The sequence below is a fragment of the Citrobacter sedlakii genome, assembly GCF_018128425.1.
In the GTDB taxonomy this organism is placed as follows: domain Bacteria; phylum Pseudomonadota; class Gammaproteobacteria; order Enterobacterales; family Enterobacteriaceae; genus Citrobacter_A; species Citrobacter_A sedlakii.
In genome coordinates this window covers 2126685-2142869 of sequence record NZ_CP071070.1, presented here as the reverse complement: position 1 = coordinate 2142869, position 16185 = coordinate 2126685, and the positions used below count along the sequence as shown (strand labels likewise).

General features: G+C 52.8%; 15 protein-coding genes. 5 read left to right on the top strand and 10 right to left on the bottom strand.

The window, feature by feature from the left end:
- Positions 1-20: 20 nt before the first annotated feature.
- Entirely contained in the window at positions 21-422 is a 402-nt protein-coding gene (yciA, locus tag JY391_RS10245; protein WP_042283498.1) for an acyl-CoA thioester hydrolase YciA, read from the top strand.
- A gap of 70 nt (positions 423-492) precedes the next feature.
- On the opposite strand, the gene tonB is transcribed toward yciA, so the two are convergent.
- A complete protein-coding gene (tonB, locus tag JY391_RS10240; protein WP_181823258.1) occupies positions 493-1227 on the bottom strand; it encodes a TonB system transport protein TonB in 735 nt (244 codons plus the stop codon).
- A gap of 250 nt (positions 1228-1477) precedes the next feature.
- Here tonB and JY391_RS10235 point away from each other — a divergent pair, with 250 nt between their 5' ends.
- Complete coding sequence (locus JY391_RS10235; RefSeq protein ID WP_211935678.1) at positions 1478-1774, top strand: YciI family protein; 297 nt, start codon at positions 1478-1480, stop codon at positions 1772-1774.
- A gap of 40 nt (positions 1775-1814) precedes the next feature.
- On the opposite strand, the gene JY391_RS10230 is transcribed toward JY391_RS10235, so the two are convergent.
- Positions 1815-1988 carry a YciY family protein gene (locus tag JY391_RS10230; protein ID WP_131729057.1) on the bottom strand — a complete coding sequence of 58 codons (174 nt, stop codon included), beginning with the start codon at positions 1986-1988 and terminating at the stop codon, positions 1815-1817.
- Between the two features lie 141 nt (positions 1989-2129).
- Here JY391_RS10230 and cls point away from each other — a divergent pair, with 141 nt between their 5' ends.
- Complete coding sequence (gene cls, locus JY391_RS10225; protein ID WP_042283506.1) at positions 2130-3590, top strand: cardiolipin synthase; 1461 nt, start codon at positions 2130-2132, stop codon at positions 3588-3590.
- A 34-nt stretch (positions 3591-3624) separates the two neighbouring features.
- Positions 3625-3954, top strand: coding sequence for an HI1450 family dsDNA-mimic protein (locus tag JY391_RS10220; RefSeq protein WP_042283511.1), 330 nt, complete (start codon positions 3625-3627; stop codon positions 3952-3954).
- A 45-nt stretch (positions 3955-3999) separates the two neighbouring features.
- Here the strand turns inward: JY391_RS10220 and JY391_RS10215 are convergent, their stop codons facing one another.
- The 7 genes from JY391_RS10215 to JY391_RS10185 all read right to left on the bottom strand — a co-directional run bounded on the left by JY391_RS10215 (position 4000) and on the right by JY391_RS10185 (position 11901).
- Positions 4000-4836, bottom strand: coding sequence for an ion transporter (locus tag JY391_RS10215; protein ID WP_211935677.1), 837 nt, complete (start codon positions 4834-4836; stop codon positions 4000-4002).
- A gap of 49 nt (positions 4837-4885) precedes the next feature.
- Positions 4886-5890 carry a murein tripeptide/oligopeptide ABC transporter ATP-binding protein OppF gene (oppF, locus tag JY391_RS10210; RefSeq protein ID WP_042283516.1) on the bottom strand — a complete coding sequence of 335 codons (1005 nt, stop codon included), beginning with the start codon at positions 5888-5890 and terminating at the stop codon, positions 4886-4888.
- Entirely contained in the window at positions 5887-6900 is a 1014-nt protein-coding gene (locus JY391_RS10205) for an ABC transporter ATP-binding protein (protein ID WP_060571307.1), read from the bottom strand. The genes oppF and JY391_RS10205 overlap by 4 nt, the downstream gene beginning before the upstream one ends.
- Positions 6901-6911: 11 nt before the next feature.
- Positions 6912-7820 carry an oligopeptide ABC transporter permease OppC gene (gene oppC, locus JY391_RS10200; RefSeq protein WP_060571308.1) on the bottom strand — a complete coding sequence of 303 codons (909 nt, stop codon included), beginning with the start codon at positions 7818-7820 and terminating at the stop codon, positions 6912-6914.
- Between the two features lie 14 nt (positions 7821-7834).
- The gene (gene oppB / locus JY391_RS10195; protein WP_042283529.1) at positions 7835-8755 is read right to left on the bottom strand and encodes an oligopeptide ABC transporter permease OppB; all 921 of its coding nucleotides are present in this window, start codon (positions 8753-8755) and stop codon (positions 7835-7837) included.
- Between the two features lie 119 nt (positions 8756-8874).
- Positions 8875-10503 (bottom strand): oligopeptide ABC transporter substrate-binding protein OppA, encoded by a 1629-nt coding sequence (gene oppA, locus JY391_RS10190; protein ID WP_200033375.1) that lies wholly within the window; start codon positions 10501-10503, stop codon positions 8875-8877.
- A 750-nt stretch (positions 10504-11253) separates the two neighbouring features.
- A complete protein-coding gene (locus tag JY391_RS10185; protein ID WP_042283539.1) occupies positions 11254-11901 on the bottom strand; it encodes a YchE family NAAT transporter in 648 nt (215 codons plus the stop codon).
- A 476-nt stretch (positions 11902-12377) separates the two neighbouring features.
- Here JY391_RS10185 and adhE point away from each other — a divergent pair, with 476 nt between their 5' ends.
- Entirely contained in the window at positions 12378-15053 is a 2676-nt protein-coding gene (gene adhE / locus JY391_RS10180; protein WP_211935676.1) for a bifunctional acetaldehyde-CoA/alcohol dehydrogenase, read from the top strand.
- A gap of 129 nt (positions 15054-15182) precedes the next feature.
- Here the strand turns inward: adhE and tdk are convergent, their stop codons facing one another.
- Positions 15183-15800, bottom strand: a complete 618-nt coding sequence (gene tdk / locus JY391_RS10175; RefSeq protein WP_205612093.1) for a thymidine kinase — start codon at positions 15798-15800, stop codon at positions 15183-15185.
- Between the last annotated feature and the right edge of the window lie 385 nt (positions 15801-16185).

Here is a 16185-nt window from a genome sequence, read left to right as displayed (position 1 = left end):
TCTCTCTACTCGGTTTTACCATGACAACAACAACTAACGTCCCTCAGGGCGAACTGGTTTTACGCACACTGGCCATGCCCGCCGACACAAACGCCAATGGCGATATTTTTGGCGGCTGGCTGATGTCACAAATGGATATTGGCGGCGCGATTCAGGCGAAAGAGATTGCTCATGGCCGCGTGGTAACCGTCCGCGTGGAAGGAATGAGCTTTCTGCGCCCGGTAGCCGTGGGCGATGTCGTGTGCTGTTACGCGCGCTGCGTGAAGCGCGGAACCACCTCGGTGAGTATTAATATTGAAGTCTGGGTGAAGAAAGTGGCGTCAGAGCCCATTGGCCAGCGCTACAAAGCAACCGAAGCGCTGTTTATCTATGTTGCGGTTGATCCGGACGGAAAGCCGCGCCCGCTGCCGGTGCAGGACTGATATCGGAAACCTGCCTCAACAGTGCCGGAGGACGGTGTACTGTCCTCCGGCTGCGGATTTATACGATTCATTACTCGATCTGTGTGGTGCCGTTCAGACGGAAAACAATATTGACCACCAGCCCGGAACCGGGTTTACCCGCTTCGTAGCGCCATCTGCGCATCGCATTCTTCACTTCACGCTCGAACATATTGGCAGGTTGGGCAGAAAGAATTTGCACATTGTCCACCCGACCGTCTGCAGTCACATCAAATTTCACCTTCACCCGCCCTTCAATACGTAACGCCTGCGCGCGCGCCGGATACTGCGGCTGATTACGGCGCAGGGCGCGCGGTCCTGACGGCACGGCGACGGCAGGTTTGCTGGTTGCCGCCGCGGTACGGGTCGTCGGACGCGCAGACGCGTTAGTGTCAAACGGTGATGCCGGACGCGGCTCTGCGGGCTTAACGTCCCGTTTCGGCTGTTCCTCGACCTTTTTCACCGGCTTCGGTTTGGGTTTCGGTTTTGGCTTTGGCTTGGGTTTCGGTTTTTCGATCACCACCGGCGCTTCTTTTGGCGGTTCGGGGGTAATTTCAGGTTCCGGCTCGGGTTCAGGCTCAACGACCGGTTGCGGCGGCGGCTGAACCGCCTGAGGCGGTTCCAGGTCTGCCGGAGAGACCATCGTTACGGAGATAGGCTGCGCAGGCGCGGGCAGTTCAATAACCTGATGTACCGAGGTATATAAGAGTCCCGCAACCAGCGCGCCATGAATGGCAACAGAGAGCAGCGTCGGCCAGGGGAAGCGACGAGGTAAATCAAGGGTCATTGAAGTCATAATCGTTTCAGTTGAAAAACCAGACCTCAATTTTAAATGCAAATAGCAATCATATTCAATAAGGCATCACGGTCGGCGGCATTTAAAAACCAAATTCTGGCGAAAAAATCCTTGCTATCGCTGTGGCCTTAACAAAGCTGACATCTTTGCGTTGCAGTCAGGTGACCTTTCCAATAACGTATTTACACACTCGATTTGCCTGTTTACGTCCCATGACGTTTCTGATTAAGGAGCCTTATACGTGCTTTATATTATCTATGCTCAGGATCACGCCGATTCGCTGGAAAAACGCCTTTCCGTCCGCCCTGCTCATCTGGCGCGTCTGCAGTTGCTTCGCGATGAAGGTCGTTTGTTGACCGCAGGTCCAATGCCCGCGGTCGACAGCAACGATCCGGGTGCGGCGGGTTTTACCGGCTCAACGGTCATTGCAGAATTTGATTCACTGGAAGACGCGCAAAAGTGGGCGGAAGCCGATCCGTATGTGGCCGCCGGGGTGTATGCCCAGGTGTCGGTTAAGCCCTATAAGAAAACGTTTTAAACCGCGGTTCTTTGGGCACCGCAGGCGGTGCCCGTGTTGCTCAGACGCTGTGGATCGCAAACAGCAGCGCGTTACGCTGATGGTTGAGGATACACTTTCTGATTGAGTGGATCCGCATATTGCGACGTGACTGCCCTTCAAGCCAACGCGCTTTTCGGCGACTGGCCTGACGCAGCATACGCCAGCGTCCCACTTCCGTTCTACTCCGCTTCATGTGACTTACTCTTACAGTGCAAGAGTCTGCATTATACGCCTCGTCGCCAGGCAGGCTAGCGCTTTTCCCGCGTTTTTATTTGCCAGATTAATCCTGACGCGTAAACTCTTAACAATGCGCTTTCAAAAGGATTTTTAAACTATGACAACCTTCTACACGGTGGTGAGTTGGCTGGTCATTCTGGGCTACTGGGTGCTCATTGCCGGTGTAACATTACGTATATTAATGAAACGACGCGCGGTGCCTTCCGCCATGGCCTGGCTGCTGATCATTTATATACTGCCGCTGGTCGGGATCATCGCTTATCTTTCCGTTGGAGAACTTCACTTAGGCAAACGTCGTGCTGAACGCGCGCGGGCAATGTGGCCTTCCACGGCCAAATGGTTAAACGATCTCAAATCCTGCAAACACATTTTCGCCGAAGAAAACAGCAGCGTGGCGTCCTCGCTGTTTAAACTTTGCGAACGTCGCCAGGGCATTGCCGGCGTCAAGGGCAACCAGCTCCAGTTGCTGACCGACACCGACGATGTGATGCAGGCGCTGATCCGGGACATCCAGCTGGCGCGGCATAACATCGAGATGGTGTTTTATATCTGGCAGCCGGGCGGCATGGCCGATCAGGTTGCGGAGTCGCTGATGGCGGCCGCGCGCCGCGGCATTCACTGCCGTCTGATGCTCGACTCTGCTGGCAGCGTGGCGTTCTTCCGCAGCCCATGGGCGGCGATGATGCGTAACGCCGGGATAGAAGTGGTTGAAGCGCTCAAGGTTAACCTGCTTCGCGTCTTCCTGCGGCGCATGGACCTGCGTCAGCACCGTAAAATGGTGATGATTGACAACTACATTGCCTATACCGGCAGCATGAATATGGTGGATCCGCGCTACTTCAAACAAGACGCCGGCGTCGGCCAGTGGGTAGACTTAATGGCGCGCATGGAAGGTCCGGTTGCGACTGCGATGGGCATCGTCTACTCCTGCGACTGGGAGATCGAAACCGGCAAGCGCATTTTGCCCCCGCCGCCGGACGTCAATATTATGCCTTTCGAGCAGGCCAGCGGTCACACGATCCACACCATTGCATCCGGCCCCGGCTTCCCGGAGGATCTGATTCATCAGGCGCTGCTGACCGCCGCGTATTCCGCGCGTGAATATTTGATCATGACGACGCCCTACTTCGTGCCCAGCGACGATTTGCTGCACGCCATCTGTACCGCCGCCCAGCGCGGCGTGGACGTCAGCATAATTCTTCCCCGCAAGAACGATTCCCTGCTGGTTGGCTGGGCCAGCCGTGCGTTCTTTAGCGAACTGCTGGCGGCAGGCGTCAAAATCTATCAGTTCGAAGGCGGCCTGTTACACACCAAAAGCGTCCTGGTGGACGGTGAGCTGAGTCTTGTCGGTACGGTCAATCTGGATATGCGCAGCCTGTGGCTGAATTTCGAAATCACGCTGGTGATCGATGATGCCGGATTCGGCGGCGATCTCGCCGCGGTGCAGGACGACTATATCTCCCGCTCGCGGTTGCTGGATGCCCGTTTGTGGGTAAAACGCCCACTCTGGCAGCGGATTGCCGAGCGACTGTTTTACTTCTTCAGTCCATTGCTGTAAAACGTGCCCAATAGTGGGTAAACAGGTAGTCATTATGGATATGGATCTGAACAATCGCCTGACTGAAGATGAAACGCTTGAGCAGGCTTACGATATTTTTCTCGAACTGGCGGCCGATAATCTCGACCCGGCAGACATTATTCTGTTCAATTTACAGTTCGAAGAACGCGGTGGAGCGGAATTGTTTGATCCGTCTGAAGACTGGCAGGAACACGTCGATTACGACCTGAATCCTGATTTCTTTGCCGAGGTAGTGATTGGGCTTGCCGACAGTGAAGACGGCGAGATTAACGATATTTTTGCCCGCGTTCTCCTGTGTCGCGAAAAAGACCATAAGCTCTGCCATATTCTCTGGCGCGAATAACCCTCCGTCATGCCGGAAAGCCGCCCGCTTTCCGGCGTTCCTCCCTTACTCCGGTAATTTACTGCCACAGTGGTTGCAATACCGCGCGCTGTTTTCGTGCTTGCTTTGCTGGCAGTGCGGACACTTGCGCGGCTGATTATCCTTTTGAAACGCGGTACTCATATGGGTAGTAATTAAGCCGGTTGGGATAGCAATCACCGAATAGCCAATCAGGATCAACAACGAGGCAACAATCCGCCCAAGCGGCGTATGTGGCGTGATATCGCCATATCCGACGGTGGTGACCGTCACTATCGCCCAGTAGACAGAAGCGTTCAGCGTAGTAAAACCGTATTTCGGCCCCTCGATGAGATACATCAGCGTGCCGAAAATAATCATGACGATGGCGATAAAAGAATAAAACAGAATCAACTGATGCCGCGCGCTGACAATTGCCTGCCAGAATACGCGCAAAGAAGGCATAAAGCGCAGCAGCTTTAAGATACGCAATACGCGGATCGCCCGCATGGCGCGCCAGGCAAAGACATAATTCAGGCTGATCTCCGGCCATAGCCACATAACGTAGAGCGGCAGTATGGTGGCTAAATCAATTATTCCCCAAAAACTGAACACATATTTTGCCGGGTTCGGCCAACTGATCAGACGCAGCAAATATTCGACGGTGAAAATGAGCGTGACGAACAGTTCCAGCCAGACAAAAAGATGCCATTCGTCATAGGTCAGGTGATACTGGGTTCCCAGTCCCGATTCGACAAAAATAATGACCACGCTGATCAGCGCAAACAGCGCACACAGACCTTCAAAGCGCCGCCCCGAGCGGGTATTCAGATCAAATAAGGTGTGGTAAATACGACGCCGAATCGACGATAAAGAAAGTGACACGGTAACCTCACAATAAAAAGCAGGGCTGACGTGATATCAGCCCTGGCAATTATAACGGGTCTACTTTCAGGCAGGAAACAGCATGTCGGAAACTGCCTTCCAGCACCGGGCGTGTTTTTGCGCACTCCGGCCCGGCGATCGGGCAACGGGTGCGAAATACACAGCCGGAAGGCGGGTTAATTGGCGAAGGCAATTCCCCTTCCAGCAGTTGGATGGTCTTGTTTTTTTCCCGATCGGGATCGGGGATCGGCACGGCAGACATCAACGCTTTAGTATAGGGGTGCAGCGGGTTGTGATACACCTCATCGTAGGTCCCCAGCTCTACCGCATGCCCCAGATACATCACCAGTACGCGGTCGGAGATATGCTTCACCACCGCCAGGTCATGGGCGATAAATATCAGCGACAACCCCATTTCACGCTGCAATTGTTGCAGCAGATTCACCACCTGCGCCTGAATGGAGACGTCGAGTGCCGAAACCGGCTCGTCGCAGATAATGAGCTTCGGCTCCAGGATCAGCGCACGCGCAATACCGATACGCTGGCACTGACCGCCGGAAAACTCGTGCGGGTAACGGTTGATGAGATTTGGCAGCAACCCCACTTTCATCATCATCGCCTTGACCCGTTCGCGTACGTCCTGCCGCGGTAGCGCCGGATGATAGGTGCGCAGCGGTTCAGCGATAATTTCTCCGATGGTCATGCGTGGGTTCAGCGACGCCAGTGGATCCTGAAAAATCATCTGGATATCGCTGCGCACGTTGCGCCACTCTTCCGCTTTCATACCCAGCAGATCTTTTCCCAGCCAGGCCACTTTGCCGTCGGTCGCTTTCACGAGACCAATAATCGCCCTTGCGAAGGTCGATTTTCCACAGCCTGACTCACCCACGACGCCCAGCGTTTCACCTTCGTACAGCCGCAGCGTCACGCCATCCACCGCCTTCAGCGTTTTTGACGGCTGCCAGAACCACTGCTTGCCGTCTTTAATCGCGAAATGAACCTTCAGATCGGCAATTTCGAGGAGGACTTTACGTTTTTCATCTACAGCATTCATACCAGCTCCTCCACCGGTTTAAAGCAGGCGCGCAGGCGACCCGGGCTGAACTCGTCGAGCGGCGGCGCGCTGCTGCATATCTCCATCGCGTAGGGACAGCGCGGCTGAAACGGGCAGCCTTTCGGCAAACGCAACAGGTTTGGCGGATTGCCGGGAATCGTTAACATCTCTTCACCTTCGCCATCCAGACGCGGCACCGCGTTAAGCAAGCCGATGGAATAGGGATGAACGGGACGGTAAAAGACGTCGCGCGCTGCGCCGTACTCCATAGTGCGCCCCGCATACATCACCAGCACTTTGTCGCAAATACCCGCCACAACGCCAAGATCGTGGGTAATCATAATGATTGCCGTATTGAACTCCCGCTTCAGATCATTGAGCAGGGTCATGATTTGCGCCTGCACGGTCACGTCCAGCGCGGTGGTCGGTTCATCGGCAATCAGCAGTTTTGGTCGACACAGTAACGCCATCGCGATCATGACGCGCTGGCGCATGCCACCAGAAAACTCATGGGGAAACATTCTCATGCGCTTGCGGGCTTCCGGCATTTTGACGGCATCCAGCATTCGCACCGACTCTTCAAATGCCTCAGCTTTGCGCATTCCTTTATGCAGCATCAGCACTTCCATTAGCTGCTCCCCAACGCGCATATAAGGGTTCAGCGAGGTCATTGGGTCCTGGAAGATCATCGAAATTTGCTCGGCGCGCAGTCTGTTCAGTTCCCGTTCGGGTAGATTAAGGATCTCACTACCATTGAACTTTGCCGATCCGCCAATCCGGCCATTGGGGGCCAGCAGTCCCATCAGCGCAAACGCGGTCTGCGATTTGCCTGAGCCGGACTCGCCGACAATTCCTAAGGTTTCCCCGGCACGCAGGGTAAAGTTCAGATCGTTTACGGCAGTGACGTCACCGTCCGGCGTACTGAAGGTCACGCGGAGATCCTGTACGTCCAGCAGTGCGTTAGCCCGTTGCTCCGCGAGCGGCGCGGTTGCTGTTTCAATTACGCTCATGGCTGCGCTCCTTAACGGTCTTTCGGGTCGAGGGCATCACGCAAGCCATCGCCAATAAAGTTAAAACAAAACAACGTCACCACCAGGAATCCTGCCGGAAACAGCAGCAACCACGGCGAAACTTCCATTGAGTTCGCGCCGTCGCTTAATAACGCGCCCCAACTGCTCAGCGGCTCCTGGGTTCCCAATCCCAGGAAACTGAGGAAAGATTCAAACAGGATCATGCTTGGCACCAGCAGCGACGCGTAGACCACCACCACCCCAAGCACATTGGGCACAATGTGGCGGATAACGATATTCGTCGTGGAAACACCACCCACCTGAGCGGCCTCGATAAACTCTTTACGCTTCAGGCTCAGCGTCTGACCGCGCACGATACGCGCCATGTCCAGCCAGGAGACCATGCCGATAGCCACAAAAATCAGCAGGATATTTTGTCCAAAGAAGGTGACCAGCAGGATCACGAAGAACATAAACGGGAAGGAGTTGAGGATTTCCAGCAGGCGCATCATCACCGAATCCACTTTGCCGCCGAGATAGCCGGAAAGCGAGCCGTATAGCGTCCCCACAATCACCGCCACCAGCGCAGCGGCGATCCCCACCATCAGAGAAATACGTCCGCCAATCGCCACGCGCACTAGCAGGTCGCGACCGGACGAGTCGGTGCCGAAATAGTGTCCGGACTCAACGTCCGGCGCGCTCGACATCATTCCCCAGTCGGTATCAAAATAGGTGAACGATGACAGCATTGGCGCCAGCGTGACGAACAAGGCAATAATGACCAGAACAACCAGACTGGCAACCGCCGCACGGTTATGCATGAAGCGTCGGCGGGCATCCTGCCACAGGCTGCGCCCTTCGACCTCCAGCTTTTCACTGAAATTCTCCAGCGCCTCGCTGTTTTTCTTACTTAACATCATCGCGAGCTCCAGTCTCAGTAACGGATTTTCGGGTCGATCACGGCATACAGCACATCGACAATCGCATTGAATACGATGGTTAACGTCCCTACCAGAATCGTCAGGCTTAGCACCAGCGAATAGTCACGGTTCAGCGCGCCATTCACAAAAAGCTGGCCGATGCCGGGCAGTCCATAGATAGTTTCGATGACCATTGAGCCGGTGATGATGCCGACAAAGGCCGGTCCCATGTATGAAAGCACCGGTAACAGCGCCGGTTTCAGCGCATGGCGAAAAATGATGCGTCGCATCGGCAGCCCTTTCGCCCGTGCGGTGCGAATGAAGTTGGAGTGCAGAACTTCAATCATCGAACCGCGGGTAATACGGGCGATGCTGGCGATATAGGCCAGCGATAAGGCAACCATTGGCAGGATCATAAATTTCAGCGCCCCGCCATTCCAGCCGCCGCCCGGCAGCCAGTGCAGCGTGATGGCAAATATCATCACCAGAAGCGGCGCGACCACAAAGCTCGGGATGACGACGCCGGTCATTGCCACCCCCATCACCATGTAATCCCAGCGCGTATTTTGCTTAAGCGCCGCGATAACGCCCGCGCTAACGCCGAGGATCACCGCTAACAGGAAAGCCGCCGCGCCCAGTTTCGCCGAAACCGGGAAACTCGACGCCACCAGATCGTTAACGGTGTAATCTTTGTATTTAAATGAAGGACCAAAATCCCCATGCGCCAGTTGTTTCAGATAGCTGAAATATTGGGTCATGATGGGGTCGTTGAGATGATATTTCGCTTCGATATTCGCCAGCACCTCTGCCGGCAATGCGCGCTCGCCGGTGAAAGGACTCCCCGGCGCCAGACGCATCATAAAGAACGAAATGGTAATAAGAATAAATAGCGTCGGAATCGCTTCCAGACAGCGGCGTAAGATAAATTTCAACATTGCCCGTACCTTCTGGCGTGTGCCTTTATACCTCGCCATGCTGAACGTGTGCAGCGAGGTAGTAATAGTCGACGATAAAAGACACAGTGGGGCACGCTATTCTGCCCCACCCTTTGCCATTAATGCTTGATAATATACAAGTCTTTAACGTGAATATTATCCATCGGGTCTTTACCGGTGTAACCCCCTACCCACGGTTTAACCAGGCGAGCGTTGACATAATAGAACACCGGCACTATTGCAGAGTCTTTATCCAACTGCTGCTCGGCTTGAGCATAAAGTTCAGCACGCTGCGCGTCATCTTGTGCATTCAGCGTATCGGCAATGATCTTGTCAAACGCCGGGCTCTTATAATGCGTGGTGTTGTTCGAACTGTCAGACAGCACCATATTCAGGAAAGAGGTCGGCTCGTTGTAATCCGCACACCAGGCGGCGCGGGAAACGTCATAATTCCCCTGATGACGCGTATCCAGGAAGGTTTTCCACTCCTGATTTTCCAGTTTCACGTTGACGCCTAAATTTTTCTTCCAGATAGACGCGGCGGCAATGGCCAGTTTCTTATGGAGATCGGAGGTGTTGTACAGCAAGTTAAAGGTCAGCGGTTTATCGGCGGTATAACCGGCTTCAGCCAGTAGTTTTTTCGCTTCTTCGTTACGTTTTTCCTGCGTCCAGCCAAACCATTCCGGCTCCACCAGTTTCGCCCCGTCGGTATACGGCGGCGTAAAGCTGTAGGCTGGCAAGTCACCCTGGTTTTTCACTTTGTTGACGATGATATCGCGATCCAGCGCCAGCTTGAGCGCGGTACGCACGCGCACATCCGTAAACGGGGCTTTCTGGTTATTGATTTCGTAATAGTAGGTGCACAAATACGGGTCAACGTGTACTTCGTTCGGGATCTCTTTCTTCAGCTTCTGAAACAGTTCAATCGGCATGTTGTTGTAGGTCATGTCGATTTCACCGCTACGGTAGCGGTTAACATCAGTGACTTCTGAGGAGATCGGCAGGTAGGTGACCTGATTAATAACGGTTTTGGCGTTATCCCAGTATTGGGGGTTACGCTCAAGGACGATACGCTCGTTAACCACCCAGTCCTTCAGTTTGTAAGCGCCGTTACTGACTATATTCGCTGGCTGCGTCCACTTATCACCGAATTTTTCAACCACCGCCTTCGGTACCGGAGAAACGGACGAGTGCACCAGCAGCTTATAGAAATAAGGCACCGGCTCGCTCAGCGTCACTTCAAAAGTATGATCGTCGAGGGCTTTAACGCCCAGATCGGTCACCGGTTTTTTACCGGCGACGATATCGTCAATATTCACGATATGTCCGTACTGCAGATAACTGGCATAAGGCGAAGCGGTGTTGGGATCGGCCAGACGCTGCCAGCTATAAACGAAATCCTGAGCGGTCACTGGGGAGCCGTCGGACCATTTTGCATCTTTACGCAGATGGAACGTCCAGACTTTAAAGTCTTTATTGTCCCACTTTTCCGCCACGCCGGGAGAGGGTTTGCCCTCTACGTCGCTTATTATCAGCCCTTCGAACAGGTCGCGGCTGATGTTGGATTCCGGTACCCCTTCGATTTTATGCGGATCGAGAGACTGAACTTCCGAGCCATTATTGCGCACCAGCGTTTGCTTTTCCGCCAGCTGAACGCCTGCGGGAACGACCGCAGCCATTGCCGCATTTCCGGCGAGGAGCGCAGAGAGAACCCCTGCGGCCACTAAACTTTTTTTCGTGTTGGTCATTGTGTTTGTACTCCCTCATTATAATTACTGGTTTTATTACCAGCCTGTTAATCCCGCTAAGGATCCCTGATCAGCCCCGGAGACTTTCTGCTGTCAGGTGCTTTACTGCCTGCTATCACCGACTTTATTTATTCTGGCGATTCGAACGACCGCCTTACGTCGATTCTTTTTGCGCGCTTACCCTGTCAGAAACGCGCGCCGTATTCGGGCAAAAAGCGTGTTGATATTAATTCTCATCAACGCACATTCTGCTGAGAAATAGAGTGTCGGAAAGTAACAAATGCGTTTCTCGTCCGCCAATACAATTTACAGATTTGTTAAGCAATTCTCTTTTGTAGAAAAAAAACCGCCCCAACAGAACGCATCAAAACCGCGAATTAACGCATAACTTACTGTTAAATAACATGTAATCTATAATTAACTGATTTTGACATCCTGCGCTTTCACCCATGAACTCAAATGCACAAAAAATTAACAATTGTTTATTATTTAGCACATTCATCTGAGAGGTCATTGAAATAACTAATAACATTTCAATAATCCTTCATCAAGTCCCGGATTGTGATGTGAAAAAATTTACACCTTGTGCACCAGCCTTTTGTAGAGAATCTCTGCTAAATCAATGCAATAAATAAATGGTATCTATACCGCAGACGAACGACTGCAGTACAAGCGCAACGGAAAGTGAAAATAATGACGGGAGAAAAACGGAGCCATTAATGCTCCGCCTATTCTTTCATTTGAAAGGTATTAACTTAACAGACCGGGGAATATCGCCTTAATACCGGTAACGATAAATTCGATGCCCAACGCCATGAGCAGCAGACCCATAATACGCGTAATCACGTTAATTCCGGTTTGCCCGAGGACGCGCACCAGCCACGGCGCCATGCGAAACAATCCCCAGCAGCAAAGCGCGAAGAGCGCAATGGCAATAAAGAAGCCAAACAAATACATCAGGCTATGGTAGCGGGTTCCCCAGACGATAGTGGAACTGATCGCCCCCGGCCCCGCCATTAACGGCAGCGCCAGCGGCACTACGCCCACGCTTTCCCGAATCGCCGTTTCTGATTTTTCCTGTTTGTTCTGTTTATCTTCCCCCAGCTTACCGCTGATCATCGACATGGCGATGGTCACGACCAGAATGCCGCCAGCAATACGGAATGAGTCGATAGAAATGCCAAAGACCTGGAGAATGCCATCGCCAAGGAACAAAGAGGTCCACAAAATGATGGCAACGGACAGGTTCGCCGTCAGGTTGGTCTTATTACGTGCCGCCGCCGTCTGGTAGCTGGTCATGCTGATAAAGACGGGGATAATCCCGACTGGGTTCACTAACGCAAATAACCCTATGAAAAATTTAAAATAAACAGGAAAATCAAACAGCGTTTGAGTCACGGTTAGCTCCGCAGCGTTAGCCGTATAAAGTTAATCAAAGAGTAAAGGGTAAAAACCGTGCTGAAGATACGCCTTTTCACAGCACTTTTCACCTGCTTCACGCAAAATTGCTCCCTTTCCTGAGTGTTATTAATATGTATTAATTATGCTAACTTAAAGAGCATTCACCTATACAATTAATCAACACTTAACGTTTAGCGCTAAAATGCCCTGCTGAAAGGTGTCAGCTTTGCGAAATTTTGATCTGGATCACGTAATCGCTACCCAGAAGTGAGTAACCTTGCTTACGCCACCTGGAAGTAACGCGTTAGAGTTAGATGACGCTGACGTATAAGCTCTTTTAGTAAATCAGAGCGAACTGGACGTTAAGTAACCATTTGATTTTTCGGTTGTTATACAAACTTATGCCCTCTGTCTATACTCACGTATCGCGCAGATGATTTACTAAAAAAGTTTAACATTATCAGGAGAGCATTATGGCTGTTACTAATGTCGCTGAACTTAACGCACTCGTCGAGCGCGTCAAAAAAGCCCAGCGTGAATATGCCAGTTTCACTCAAGAACAGGTCGACAAAATCTTCCGCGCCGCCGCTCTGGCAGCCGCAGATGCCCGTATCCCCCTCGCCAAAATGGCCGTAGCCGAATCCGGCATGGGTATCGTTGAAGATAAAGTGATCAAAAACCACTTTGCTTCCGAATACATCTACAATGCCTATAAAGATGAAAAGACCTGCGGTGTGCTGTCAGAAGACGACACTTTCGGGACGATTACCATCGCTGAACCGATCGGTATCATCTGCGGTATCGTACCGACCACTAACCCAACCTCCACAGCTATCTTCAAATCGCTGATCAGCCTGAAGACCCGTAACGCCATCATCTTCTCTCCGCACCCGCGTGCCAAAGACGCCACCAACAAAGCGGCGGATATCGTACTGCAGGCGGCCATCGCTGCCGGTGCGCCAAAAGATCTGATCGGCTGGATCGACCAGCCTTCGGTAGAGCTGTCCAACGCCCTGATGCACCACCCGGACATCAACCTGATCCTCGCGACCGGCGGTCCGGGTATGGTGAAAGCGGCCTACAGCTCCGGTAAACCAGCCATCGGCGTGGGCGCGGGTAACACGCCTGTTGTTATCGACGAAACCGCCGACATCAAACGTGCCGTTGCGTCCGTGCTGATGTCCAAAACCTTTGATAACGGCGTTATCTGTGCGTCTGAGCAGTCAGTCGTTGTTGTTGATTCTGTTTATGATGCGGTTCGCGAACGCTTCGCCAGCCACGGCGGCTACATGCTGCAGGGCAAAGAGCTGAAAGCCGTTCAGGACGTTATCCTGAAAAATGGCGCGCTGAACGCCGCTATCGTAGGTCAGCCAGCGTATAAAATCGCTGAACTGGCAGGCTTCTCCGTACCGGCAACCACCAAAATCCTGATTGGCGAAGTCAAAGTGGTTGACGAAAGCGAGCCGTTCGCACACGAAAAACTGTCCCCGACCCTGGCAATGTACCGCGCGAAAGATTTCGAAGATGCGGTGGACAAAGCCGAGAAGCTGGTGGCAATGGGCGGTATCGGTCATACCTCCTGCCTGTACACCGACCAGGACAACCAGCCGGAACGCGTCGCTTACTTCGGTCAGATGATGAAAACCGCCCGTATCCTGATCAACACCCCGGCTTCTCAGGGCGGTATCGGCGATCTGTACAACTTTAAACTCGCACCGTCCCTGACGCTGGGTTGTGGTTCATGGGGTGGTAACTCCATCTCTGAAAACGTTGGTCCAAAACACCTGATCAACAAGAAAACCGTTGCTAAGCGAGCTGAAAACATGTTGTGGCACAAACTTCCGAAATCTATCTACTTCCGCCGTGGCTCCCTGCCGATCGCGCTGGATGAAGTGATTACCGATGGCCACAAACGTGCGCTCATCGTGACCGACCGCTTCCTGTTCAACAACGGCTATGCAGACCAGATCACTTCTGTGCTGAAAGCGGCTGGCGTTGAAACCGAAGTGTTCTTTGAAGTGGAAGCTGACCCAACCCTGAGCGTTGTACGTAAAGGCGCTGAACTGGCCAACTCCTTCAAACCAGACGTGATCATCGCGCTGGGCGGCGGCTCCCCGATGGATGCGGCGAAAATCATGTGGGTGATGTACGAACATCCGGAAACCCACTTCGAAGAACTGGCGCTGCGCTTTATGGATATCCGTAAACGTATCTATAAGTTCCCGAAAATGGGTGTGAAAGCGAAAATGATCGCCGTCACCACCACGTCCGGTACCGGTTCAGAAGTGACGCCGTTTGCGGTGGTAACCGACGACGCGACCGGTCAGAAATATCCGCTGGCAGACTACGCGCTGACGCCGGATATGGCGATTGTCGACGCTAACCTGGTGATGGATATGCCGAAGTCACTGTGTGCGTTCGGTGGTCTGGATGCGGTGACTCACGCCCTGGAAGCCTACGTATCCGTGCTGGCGTCTGAGTTCTCTGACGGTCAGGCGCTTCAGGCGCTGAAACTGCTGAAAGAAAACCTGCCGGCGTCTTACAACGAAGGTTCGAAAAACCCGGTTGCCCGTGAACGCGTACATAGCGCCGCGACCATTGCCGGTATCGCGTTTGCTAACGCCTTCCTCGGCGTGTGCCACTCCATGGCGCACAAACTGGGCTCCCAGTTCCACATTCCACACGGTCTGGCGAACGCCCTGTTGATCAGCAACGTTATCCGTTATAACGCCAACGACAACCCGACCAAGCAGACGGCATTCAGCCAGTACGACCGTCCGCAGGCGCGTCGTCGTTATGCTGAAATCGCTGACCATCTGGGTCTGAGCGCACCGGGCGACCGTACTGCGGCGAAGATCGAGAAACTGTTGGCCTGGCTGGAAAGCCTGAAAGCTGAACTGGGTATTCCGAAGTCTATCCGCGAAGCCGGCGTTCAGGAAGCAGACTTCCTGGCTCACGTTGACAAGCTGTCTGAAGATGCCTTCGACGACCAGTGCACCGGCGCTAACCCGCGCTACCCGCTGATCTCCGAGCTGAAACAGATTCTGCTGGATACCTACTACGGTCGTGAGTTCAGCGAAGGCGTAACCGCAAAAGCTGAAGCCGTTGTGGCTCCAAAAGCTGACAAAAAAGCGAAGAAATCCGCCTAATTGCGGTTCTGCGAAAGCATACTAAAAGCGGCCTCTAATGAGGCCGCTTTTTTATGGCTGATCCACTACTGCACACGCTATGCTCACAAGAATGCCGTCAGGGCTTCTCAGTCGCCCTCTGCGGGCAGCTTAACGGTGACAGTGACGTTCCTGTATCGCCGTCAGAGAGCCTTCTTCCAGCGCCTCTTTATAATGCTTACGGCAAACGGAGACATAGCGCTCATTGCCGCCAATCACCACCTGCTCCCCTTCATTATACGGTCTGCCTGCCTGGTCAAGGCGTAATACCCTACTCGCCTTACGACCACAGAAGCAGATCGTTTTTAATTCAACCAGCTTATCTGACCATGCAAGCAGATACTGACTGCCCGTAAACAGTTCACCGCGAAAATCGGTGCGCAAGCCGTAACACAGCACCGGAATGTCGAGTTGGTCAACAACTTCCGATAATTCATAAACCTGCTGGCGAGTTAAAAACTGACATTCATCAACCAGCACACAGTGTATCGGCTCGCGCGCATTATCAGCGGCAATCTCTGCATACAAAGATGACTGTTGATTAAACAATTTGGCAGGAGATGACAACCCTATACGCGAACTGACTTTTCCTGCGCCAAAACGGTCGTCTATTTCCGCGGTATATACGACGGTGCGCATCCCACGTTCCTGATAATTGTAGGAAGATTGCAGTAAGGCAGTCGACTTACCTGCATTCATTGCTGAATAGTAGAAATATAGCTGCGCCATCGGCCACAGACCCTCACCAGAGTGAATAAAGACGGGGCCGAGTGTACCATAATTTCCCGTTGTTCAGCGCCGGATAGCGCGTTAACGGGTGGCGGAATGCACGCTTCCGCCTTCCGCGCGTTCACGTTGCGACGGCGACCGTAAGGAAAATACGAATTAACAATTGAACAAACATCAGGCGACAAATCCCATTGTTGCGATATTGCAGACGCGATATACATCAATAGCGCTTATCAACGCCAGCTAAATGGAAACCCTGTACTTATTGTTACTGTTCTACATAACTCTTGCAAAGTAATAGCGTATAGCCCCGTGGGAAACTAATACAAAAGGTTGAAATCACTGAAATGCGTAACTATTTCGCCACATAAAATGTGAGCTGAAT